The sequence below is a fragment of the Desulfosalsimonas sp. genome, from assembly GCF_055149105.1.
Map to the genome: position 1 here is coordinate 24,600 of NZ_JBSRLA010000040.1, position 10,257 is coordinate 34,856.

General features: G+C 56.6%; 6 protein-coding genes. 5 read left to right on the forward strand and 1 reads right to left on the reverse strand.

Features of this window, described 5'->3' with window-relative positions:
* Nucleotides 1–12: 12 nt before the first annotated feature.
* From ACTCIA_RS10735 to ACTCIA_RS10755, 5 genes are all read left to right on the forward strand, one after another.
* The gene (locus tag ACTCIA_RS10735; protein ID WP_463001813.1) at nt 13–2,535 is read left to right on the forward strand and encodes a HEAT repeat domain-containing protein; all 2,523 of its coding nucleotides are present in this window, start codon (nt 13–15) and stop codon (nt 2,533–2,535) included.
* A 20-nt stretch (nt 2,536–2,555) separates the two neighbouring features.
* A complete protein-coding gene (locus tag ACTCIA_RS10740; protein ID WP_463001814.1) occupies nt 2,556–3,254 on the forward strand; it encodes a hypothetical protein in 699 nt (232 codons plus the stop codon).
* 79 nt (nt 3,255–3,333) lie between these two features.
* A complete protein-coding gene (locus ACTCIA_RS10745) occupies nt 3,334–4,734 on the forward strand; it encodes an efflux transporter outer membrane subunit (RefSeq protein ID WP_463001815.1) in 1,401 nt (466 codons plus the stop codon).
* A 143-nt stretch (nt 4,735–4,877) separates the two neighbouring features.
* On the forward strand, nt 4,878–5,972 hold the full coding sequence (locus ACTCIA_RS10750) for an efflux RND transporter periplasmic adaptor subunit (RefSeq protein WP_463001816.1): 1,095 nt from the start codon (nt 4,878–4,880) through the stop codon (nt 5,970–5,972).
* Nucleotides 5,973–9,074 carry an efflux RND transporter permease subunit gene (locus tag ACTCIA_RS10755; RefSeq protein ID WP_463001817.1) on the forward strand — a complete coding sequence of 1,034 codons (3,102 nt, stop codon included), beginning with the start codon at nt 5,973–5,975 and terminating at the stop codon, nt 9,072–9,074.
* A gap of 23 nt (nt 9,075–9,097) precedes the next feature.
* On the opposite strand, the gene ACTCIA_RS10760 is transcribed toward ACTCIA_RS10755, so the two are convergent.
* Nucleotides 9,098–10,093, reverse strand: coding sequence for an HDOD domain-containing protein (locus tag ACTCIA_RS10760; RefSeq protein ID WP_463001818.1), 996 nt, complete (start codon nt 10,091–10,093; stop codon nt 9,098–9,100).
* Between the last annotated feature and the right edge of the window lie 164 nt (nt 10,094–10,257).

Sequence of the window (10,257 nt, forward strand, 5' to 3'; positions counted from 1 at the left end):
TGCCGGACGATCATGAAACCACACCTGATTATCGTCAAATTTGTTGCAGCAGACCGGCTCGAAGCCTTCCATGATCAGCTTCAAACCGGTCCCCGGGACCTTGCCCTGAAACGACCCCTGCCTGAAGACTCGAAAATCGTTTTATTTCTGACCGCACCGGACATGGAAGCCCCTGTGGTGGAAAACGCCGTTGTAACGCAACATACAGAAGACAACACCCGGATTGCCCTGGTCAATGGTTCCGGAAAACAGATCATATCCGCTCTGCCTGAACAATCTGCCGGGTCCCGAAGTACAAAGGCCCCGGGTCCGGCATCCTTTGAATGGATCCAGGATGTGGTTTCCGAGCAGGAACGGGAAGTCGAATCCGAGCCGGCAGCCGGATTTGCGGATAAGTTTGTTGAGGAAAACAAAATCCTTGACCCGGATGAGCGCGAGCGGATCCGGCCAGTGGGCAAATGGCTCATGAAGCTGGCCAGGGCCATCCAGCACACCGGCTATCATGATACCCAACATTCGGGTGCTGCAGATGCCGGGCCCAAGCTGCATCAGGAGTTCCAGCAGGTTCTGGGCGACTGTCCGGAACTGGTTTTCAGCCTGGAAGAAAACCGGCAGCAAACCGATATTGTCATCTCCGGGATCCTGGATGCGCCGGTATCCGTGCAAACCGCAGCGGGCAAGGGATCGGCTTCCCAGTATGTCTCCAGGCTGTTTGAGTATTTCGAGCAAAAAAAACTGCTCAGCATTGCCATTAAAAAAGATATTTCCGCTGAACACTTCCGGGCCTTTGTCCGGATCATGAGCGATCCAAAGGCGGATCAAAGCGGGGCCCGGGAGGCCGGGCGTGTTTTGACCGCAGCTTTGGTGGAACATAACATAACCGAAGTCTCAGCGGTATTTGACAACGATCAGCTCGATTTTGAAAAAAATCTGCCCTGGCGGGTGGCAATCGCCATGCAGCGGCTGGCAAAGGATCTGATGCTGCTGCCCATGTTCAGCGGCATCTCAGAGGAAAAGGCGCAAAAGCTCAAACAGCAGTCTGTCGGAGACATTATAGGGCCCCTGCACCATCCGAAGCGGTTTAATGATTTTCTGGTCAACTGCTACATCATTGCCGACCATGTCACCCACATGGAGCCTTCAGAAATCGAGAATATTCTCGTGGACGCCCTTCCCGGGGACCTGCTGCCGGCCACGGGCGACTATACCTTTGAGGAACTGGACTGGCTGAATGAAAAAATTGCTGCAGATCCCGGAAATCAGCGGATTCTGGAACGCCTCGAGGCTATCCGCAGGATTTTAAAACGCATGGCCGGGCGCGTGGTCACGGAAAACATTTCCGGGGCAGAGGCTTTTCTGGCTTACCTTTACGAAAATGAGATTGTCTCCTTTGAACACCTGTCCGAAGACACCAGATACATTATTAAATCCCGCACCATGGCAGAAGATGTTCGGGCCCACGCGGATGCATACATAGAGGGCTTTGTATCTGCCGCAGATGATGACACGGCCATGGTTTATATTCGGTGTTTCCGCCGGGTGGTTCCGGTTTTTATTGAAAACCGGCAATGGGAGGCGTTGGAGAGACTTTCCCGGGGGCTTATGGAAAGCCGTGAAGGCAATACAGCCCGGGATCTGGAAATATTTGACCAGGTTTTTTCCCCGCATCTGGACCGCCTGTGCAGGGCCTATGAAAACGCCGATGATCCGGAGCGCGACCGGCTCGATGACGTGCTTGCCCGCCTGGGATATCCGGGTATCCGGGTGCTGGGCAAAATTCTGTCCGAGACCTCGGACCGAAAACTGCGGGCAAGGGTGGTCGACCGTCTGGCCGCCCTGGCCGAAGATGCCAGGAAATGGGTGATCGACGTGCTCAGTGATTTGGACCGTCCCTGGTATATTCACAGGAATGCATTAATGATACTGCGGCAGGTAAGCACTGATGCCAAAGATGCCCGGCTGGCGGAGGCTTTTCTCAATCATGATCATCCTCGCCTGCGTCTGGAGGCACTGGGCGCCATTGTGGCCTTAAAGCCGCCCAATGCAGAACGCCATGTGACTGAGTTGTTATCAGATCCGGATTCTCATGTGAACTGGCGGGCCATGAAGGCGATCACAGAGCTGCCGGTAAAAAATCCGGACACGGTGGATCAGATTTTGGACATGATTACTGATGTTCCCCTTGACCATTTAAAAGAAACTTCTCCCCGGTTGAAACAGGCTGCGGCTTTGATGACCGCCCTTTCGGCCTTGTCTGATATTTCCGCAAGCACCCGGCTGGAGTCGCAGATCCTTGAGTGGATTCAGCCAATGGGCACTGGCGGGAAAAAGCGGTTGTCCCTGCTCAAACGAAACAGCCAGGCCGAGGCGGAAATTCACGTGTTAAAGGCTGCAATCGGCCTGCTGGGAAAGGTGGGCGGGGATTTTTCCGTAAGCTTTTTAAAAGATCTGGCCCGGGCGAATCCGGACCTGGCCGGGCAGGTTGATCAGGCCATTGATTCCATTGAAAAGGCAAAAAAGGATACTTCATCATAGAACGCAAACCCGATCCACGATTGCGAAGTCTGGTTTCCGTGTTCAAGGCCCAGGACCTGGTCTTGAAGGGCATTGCCACGGGTGTGCGCGTCAAGCTGGAACCGGATGTGAAAATCGACATACACAACCCCGCGGCCGGCTCCATGCGTGCCATTGCCCAAATCCGCATCTACCATCCGGATCCGGATAAAAAACAGGAGGAATCCGGCCGCATCTGTGATCAGCTCAGAAAAAAAACAACCGGCGTGGCCAGTATTTATCCCTTTAAGGCGGTAAAAGACACGCCGCAGGTTTTTGTTTATGAAGCCATCGTGGATCTTTCCCAATCCCCGGTATACCATGAAACCATAGTTTTCGGGGATTCCGGGGAAGAGCAAGCCCCGGAGGAAGCGGCTGCCGCAGAAACCGCATCCGAGGTCCCGGAAGAATTTCAAAATCCCGCCGAAAGGGCCGTGGAATTGCTGGAAACCGTGGACGCCCGAACTTTCCGCAAGGCCCTGGACGCACTTGACCTGCCCCGCACCAGCAACCTGCGCCTTGCCCTGTCCCGTCTCCAGCGCAGCGCCATAGACGCAGAAGAACTAAACGATACCGCCAAAACCGAGGCTGCCAGGCTCACCGCGGCGGCTGATATTGATGATCTCGGGCGCATCCAGAGCCTCAAATTGCCTGATTATCTTGATTGTTTGATTGCACTGCTGTCAAAAAGCCTGAACTGAAAACAGATGATTGCAAAAGCGCACTTCTGCTATGCTGGATTTTTCTGCCTTTTTTAAAATAGATCCTTACAAGAATTTTATGCTTGCCGACAATCTGCTATTAAGCCCGGTTTTCAGGGCTTTGGCGATTTTGCTGCTGCTTGCGGCAGGACTTGTGTCCGGCTGTTTCCGGCAGACAGTAGAGTCCGGCCCGGACCTGGTTCACGCCCCGGACGCTTTTTCAGCATCCGGGGGACAGGCGTTTGCCGACCGCTGGTGGACCGAATTTAAAGATCCGGATTTGAATGCTGTGGTGCAACTGGCCCTGGAGCAAAACTTTGATTTAAAGACCGCATGGCAGCGGCTTCAGGAGGCAAGAGCCCTGGCTGAAAGCCAATCTGCATCCCTTTTTCCTCAGGTTGACGCTTTTTCCGAGGCAGCGGCCAGCCGGGTTGCTGCCGGCACCAGCGATGAGGTGCTGCGCCTGGGGCTGTCTGCCGAATACGAAGTGGATCTGTGGGGTCGTATCCGTTCGGAAGCCGATGCCGCGCGGTTGCGGGCTGAGGCGGGCCGTGAAGCTTATCGCACGGCTGCAGTTTCTTTGTCTGCCGAAGTGGTGCGCACCTGGTACCAGCTTGCCGAGGCCTGTGCCCGGCTTCGGCTCCTGCGGGACCAGATCAATGCCAATGAAAAAATTCTTTCCCTGATCCAGAGCCGGTTTGACAACGGCCAGGCCGACCGGGCCGATGTGATCCGCCAGGATCAGCTCCTGGAATCCACACGGGAGCAGGCCCATATTGCAAAATCTGCTATCGGTGTTTTCAATCACCAGCTGGCGGTACTGCTTGGCCGGTCTTTTGACAAAAACGCCGGATGCCTGTCTTCCAGGCTTCCCGGTCTTCCCTCCTTGCCTGAAACCGGTGTTCCCTCGCAATTGCTGAGCCGGCGGCCAGATGTCCGGGAGGCCCGCAGGCGGCTTCAGGCCGCTGACAAGGACCTGGCAGCGGCGCAAATCAGCCGGTATCCGAGGCTCAGTATTACAGCCACTGCATCCACCACCAACCAGGACCCGTCCGAGCTTTTTTCCGACTGGCTGCGGTCTGTGGCTGCAAACCTCGTGGTTCCCATTGTTGACGGGGGGCGGCTCAGGGCCGAGGCCGATGCCGCTGAAGCCGTCAAGTACCAGCGGCTTTATGAATACGGACAGATTGTTGTGGAGGCCTTTCAGGAGGTCGAAGACGCCCTTGTGCAGGAGAAAAAGCAAAAGGACCGGGTGCGCAGTCTTCGGCGGCAGCTGGATTTGGCCCAACAGGCCCGCCGGCAGTTGACAGACCGGTATTTCAATGGTGCGGGAAATTATATTGACGTTTTATCCGCCCTTACAGACGAGCAGCAGCTCAGGCGCGACCTGCTTGGCGCCAGGCAGCAGTTGCTGGAATACAGAGTTGCTTTGTACAGGGCGCTGGCCGGCGGGTTTGAAACCCGGCAGGAGGAAAACTGATCGTGTCATCAACCGATAAACCTTCAATTACTCAACGCGGACGCTTTGGATGGAAAGCCACATTGCTGGTTTGCGTCCTGATTTTTTTGACCGGCGCAGGCGCTCTGGTTCTCGTTTTTCGCACTGAACCGGAAGTCGGCCGGATGGAAGCTTCCAGGCAAACCGCCATGCTGGTGGATGTAACCGAGGTGCAAAAAGGAGACTACAGGCCCGTGATCCGGGCCATGGGGACAGTTGTGGCCGAACACGACGTGTCGCTGCAGCCCCGGGTGGCCGGCCGGATTCTTTCAAGGTCCGATGATTTCACCCCTGGCGGGTTTGTAAAAAAAGGACAGGTGATTGTGGAGATTGATCCCGCGGATTACAGAAACAGTCTGGCGCAGCGAAAAAGTGACCTGGAAAGGGCTGTGTCGGATTTGCAGCTGGAAATGGGCCGGCAGAATGTGGCCGAGCAGGACTACCGGGCCATGGGCCGTGAGCTTTCCGGCCAGCACCGGGACCTGGTGCTGCGCCGGCCCCAGCTCATGGCTGCAAAGGCCGATGTAGACGATGCAAAAGCCGCAGTTGCCCAGGCAGAGCTGGAACTTGAGCGCACGCGGGTCAAAGTCCCTTTTGACGCCAGGGTCCTGAGCCGGCAGGCCGATGTGGGTTCGCAGGTTTCGGCCGGAGATGTGCTGGGCCGTCTGGTGGGCACGAAAACGTTCTGGGTGGAGACAACGGTTTCCCAGTCAGCGCTTCCATGGATTTCATTTCCTGAAAATAAAAGTGAAAAAGGCGCCATGGTGCGCATCCGGAACCGGTCGGCCTGGCCCGAAGGCATGAGCCGGACCGGCCGGCTTTACCGGCTCGTGGGCGCTCTGGCCGAGGATACGCGCTTTGCCCGGGTGCTTGTGGCTGTTGATGACCCCCTGGCCCGCAAGGCAGATGATCCAAAAACGCCCCCGCTTCTGCTCCAAAGCTATGTGGCGGCCGAAATCCAGGGCCGGCCAATATCCGGGGTGATCCGGGTGAAGCGGGATCATGTACGGAAAAATAACACCGTCTGGGTGATGAAGGACGGAAAGCTGGAGATCCGGGATGTGGATATCGTGTTTTCCGACGCCGGGTATGCTTATGTCCGCACGGGCCTAAATGATGGTGAAAAAGTGGTCACCTCCAGCCTGGCCACCGTGGCCGGGGGGGCTTCCCTGCGTTTGAAAGACGCCGATGATAGCGGCAACCCGGCAGACGGCGGCTAAATGAATACTGACACCAGCAGCCCCGAATCCGCCAAAATCCGCCCGGGACCCATTGCATGGATGGTCCGCAACCCCATTGCCGCCAATCTGCTGATGGTCATTTTGATTGCCGGCGGCATCTGGACGGCCTTTGCCATCCAGAAGGAAGTTTTTCCGGAATTTGAGCTCGACATGGTCGAGGTCTATGTGAGCTATCCCGGCGCCGACCCGGCGGAAGTGGAACAAGGCATACTGCTGCCGGTGGAAGAAGCCATCCGGAGTGTTGAAGGCATCGAGGAGATTTCTTCCACAGCCCGGGAGGAGTCGGGAAGGGTCCAAATCGAGCTTGTTTCCGGGGCCAACCGGATGAAGGTCTTCCAGGATATCGATCAGGCGGTCAACCGGATCCGGACGTTTCCCGACAATATCGAGGAGCCGGAGGTCCGGCTGCTGGACCCCCGGCGTGATGTCATGGAAATCGGCCTTTACGGGGATGTGGATATCTGGACCCTGCGCGTCCTGGCCGAACGGTTAAGGGATTTGCTGCTCTCCCACCAGGCCGTCACCCAGGTTGAGCTTGGCAATGTGCCCGATTATGTCACCCATGTGGAAATCCCCAGGGATACATTGCGGGAATACGGCCTGACCCTGGGACGGGTGGCCGGGATCATAGAGGCCTCAAGCCGGGACATTCCGGCCGGAGCCCTGGAAACCGCCGGCGGCGAGATCCTTTTGCGTATGAAGGAGCGCAGGCAGTGGGCCCGGGAGTTCGGGCAGATCGAGATTGTCACCTCGCAATCGGGGTCCGGGCTCAAGCTGGCTGAAATGGCCCAAATCACCGACGGGTTTGAAGAAGCGGGTTTCCATTCCCGCTTCAACCGGCAGCCTTCAGTGGAAATCGAGGTCTTCCGGGTGGGAAGCCAGGATCCCCTGGAAGTGGCCGGCGCGGTGGGCAGTGTTCTTGAAACGTTTGAAACAACTCTTCCCCCGGGGGTCAAGACCCGCATTGACAGCAACCGGGCTGATGACTACGGGCAGCGTCTTTCCCTTCTTTTGAAAAACGGGGTGATCGGGCTGTTTATTGTGCTGGGCATTCTGGCGGTGTTTCTGGAATACCGGCTGGCCTTCTGGGTGATGATGGGAATGGCCATCTCCTTTGTGGGCGGCATGGTGTTTTTGCCTCTTGCCGGGGTGAGCATCAACATGATCTCCATGTTCGCCTTTCTCGTGGCCCTGGGCATTGTGGTCGATGATGCCATTGTGGTGGGGGAAAATATCTATGAGCATCGGCAGCAGGGAACCGGGTTTCTGCCCGCAGCCATCAACGGCGCCCGGGAAATGGCCGGGCCGGTAACCTTTAGTATCCTGACAAACATCGTGGCGTTTGTGCCCCTGATGTTTGTGCCCGGAATAATGGGCAAATTCTGGTGGTCGCTTCCGGCGGTGGTCATTATCGTGCTGGCTGTGTCTTTGTTTGAGGCCATGTTCATCCTTCCGGCCCATCTGGCCCACAGCGGCGCAGGGGGGCAGACCGGTCCCGGTGCGCGGCTGCATGGTTTGCAGCAGCGTTTTGCGGCTGGATTCAACCGGTTTGTGGACCGCTGGTACAGGGGGTTTCTGGATTTCTGCCTGCGCTTTCGCTACATCACCCTTTCCGCGGCCCTGACCCTGCTGCTGGTGGTGGGCGGTTATGCCTACAGCGGGCACATGGGCATGATCATGATGCCCGAGGTGTCAGCAGATGAAATCGAGGCCGGCGTGCGCCTGCCGGTGGACACCACACCGGAGCAGGCCGCACAAGTGGCTGATCAAATCACCGAATCCACCCTGAGCATGTTTGAAAGATATGATCTGCACCGGGCGGCCGAAGGGGTGAAGACAAACGTGCGCGGTCAGAATTTTATTGATGTGGAAATTGTGATGAAGCCGCCCGGCGAGCGTAAGATGACCGCAGCCGAAGTCATAGAACTGTGGCGAAAAGAAATCGGCGACATCAAGGGCGTGGACCAGATCACCTTTGAGGCCGAGCGCGGCCCCGGGGGGCACCGTCCTGATGTAAGCGTTGATCTGAGCCACAGCGATATCGATGTGCTCGAAGAAGCAAGCCTTGCATTTTCAAAACGCATCGGGGTTTTCCAGGCATCCCGGGATGTGCGCGACAACTACGAAAAAGGCAAAACCCAGTTTGACTTCACCCTCATGCCCGAAGGCCGCAGCCTGGGCCTGACCCCGTCGGAGGTGGGCCGTCAGCTGCGCCACGCGTTTTACGGGGCAGAGGCCATACGCCAGCTCCGGGGGGCAAACGAGGTGGAAGTGCGGGTGAAACTGCCCGAATCCGAGCGCAAAGCGCTTTATCATCTCCAGGATCTGGTCATCCGCACGGATGAGGGCATCGAGGTGCCGTTTACAGATATCGCGAAACTCAATGCCGGGACAGCTTATACCTCCATCAACCGGCGCGACGGCAGAAGGGTGGTCACCGTGAGCATGACCGTTGAGCCCAAAAGCGCCATCACAAGGGTCATGAATGAGATCCGGGGTGATGTGCTGCCCGGTCTGAGGGCGGATTATCCCGGTGTTACCTGGACGTTTGAAGGCGGAGAGGCCGAGATGAGAGAGTCCACCGCCGCGCTGCAGGGCGGTTTCATGATGGCCATGGCCGTGATTTACGGGCTTCTGGCGGTGATATTTGCAAGCTATATCCAGCCGCTGATCGTGATGACCGCCATTCCCTTCGGGATCGTGGGCGCGATTGCCGGCCACATTCTGCCGGGTTTTGATTTGTCCCTGATCAGCCTCATGGGCATTATCGCCCTTTCCGGCGTGGTGGTCAACGATTCATTGATCATGATCCATTACGCAAATAAAAAAAGAGCCATGCATTCGGCTTTTGACGCCATTCACCAGGCCGGACTGCGGCGGTTCCGGCCCATTGTGCTCACCACCCTGACCACATTCGGGGGGCTGACCCCCATCATCCTGGAAACCTCCCGGCAGGCCGCCTATCTCATCCCCATGGCCATTTCCCTGGGCTTTGGCATCGTGTTTGCCACTTCCATCATTCTGGTCATCGTGCCCTGCCTGTATCTGGTTGTGGAAGATATCGCAGGACCCGGCGGATAAATGCCTGACAAACAGTGCTGCCTTCAGGCCTCCATGCTTTTGATGATGCTGTCGACCATGTCCTCCATGTCAAAGGTCATCTGGTCCAGGTCATCGGTGGGCATGCCGATGGCGTCCAGAGCGCTGTCGTCCATGATAAAATTGCTCTCCAGATTGTTGGTATTGGCCATGGCATCGGAGATGTGCAGGATGCAGGCAAGCGGGTCATGGCCGCATTCAGCCGGGCTGTGGTGATACCGGATGGCATGGGTCAGGTTTTCCGGGAGCTTCCACTTTTTCAGATACCTGGCGGCCAGGGCCGCATGGTCGAATTCAAACATTTCCATTTCCGCGTCCTGCAGGGTCTTTCCCCGGGCCAGAAGCTCATTGAATTGTCGCTGATGTTCATGGATACGGGAGTCGAGCAAAACCATGCCGGAGTCATGGATGAGCCCGGACATAAAAGCATCATTGACCAGCTCCGGATGATATTTCTCAGCAATGGCTTTGGCGCCCACAGCCACTGAAAGGGAATGCTTCCATACGAATTTTGCCTCAATGTTGTATCCTTGCAGGTGTTTTCCCATCATTTTGGAACTGCTGACCACGGTAATGAGTTCAAACAGGGTTTGAAATCCAAGAAGGGCAGAGGCCTGCTGTACGGATGTCACAGGCACGCTAACACCGTAGTAGGCGGAATTGGCGATGCGCAGCACCCGGGTGGCCATGGCCTGGTCGGTTTCCAGGACCTGGCTGATTTCTCTGAACCCGGAGTTGTCGCTGGAAAGCACCTCGTTTGCCCGGGCGATGATTTGCGGCATTGGCGGCAGTGCCTTTGAGGTCTGCACAATCTTTTCCATCAACTCCGGGCCGGACAGGGTCGGGGTCTTTGTTTCCGCCCGGGTTTGCTGTTGATCTTTTTGTACTCTCAGCACGGTGCTGCATTCCGGGCAAAGCAGATCAACAGGTTTGTTTTCTGGCAGTTCGCTGTCAGGTATCTGGTAGGTTTTGTTGCAACCCGTGCAGGTGATGGAAACCAATTGAACGCTCCTCTGAATGAATTCCTTCTACAGTATATACCGCGGTACGATGGCCGGGCCAGGTCTTGATGGCACCGTAAAAAGTCCAATATCTGCGTTACGCGCGATTTCTCAGAATTTCACGTACGGATAAGTACGCTGCATTCTTCGAAATCGCGCAAGCC